The organism is Pseudoalteromonas sp. bablab_jr011 (assembly GCF_016464045.1).
Lineage (GTDB): Bacteria > Pseudomonadota > Gammaproteobacteria > Enterobacterales > Alteromonadaceae > Pseudoalteromonas > Pseudoalteromonas lipolytica.
In genome coordinates this window covers 1-412 of the sequence record NZ_JACDWU010000329.1, presented here as the reverse complement: position 1 = coordinate 412, position 412 = coordinate 1, and the positions used below count along the sequence as shown (strand labels likewise).

Genomic DNA, 412 nt, shown 5'->3' with positions numbered 1-412 from the left:
GGCTTGCTTAATCCTCCTTGCGTGCTGGCCTACTGAATATCGAGTGCCGATTGTAATCAGCATATGAATGTGATCTTTGTCTATCTCAACCTCTTCGATCCTAAAGTCAGATGATAGAGAAACATCGAAAACCGTTTTCTTTACAAACTCACCCAGCCTTCCGTTTAGCAGGGGTTTTCTGTACTTAACCTCCAAAATTAAATGAAGCGCAATTAGATATTTGTAGTGAGATTTAGTTTCATAATCCATCTTGACAACTAGGCCTTATACAGTAGTCTATACAGTATATGAAAAAGACGCTCAGATACAACTACAGGCTAAACCCTAGGCCAGAACAAGAAGTTAAGCTCATTGAGTTTGGTGCGACAGCGCGTGGCATTTGGAATCTGTTGTTGTCTGAAAATATGCGTCG

General features: G+C 40.8%; 2 protein-coding genes. One reads left to right on the top strand and one right to left on the bottom strand.

What is annotated here, in order from left to right; genetic code table 11:
- Nucleotides 1-249 (bottom strand): IS200/IS605 family transposase (gene tnpA / locus JIG41_RS21860; protein WP_199525467.1); only part of this gene is annotated, 249 nt, incomplete at its 3' end.
- Between the two features lie 38 nt (nucleotides 250-287).
- Between tnpA and JIG41_RS21855 the strand changes: the two genes are divergently transcribed.
- A partial coding sequence (locus JIG41_RS21855; RefSeq protein ID WP_199525466.1) for a helix-turn-helix domain-containing protein occupies nucleotides 288-412 on the top strand: 125 nt, incomplete at its 3' end.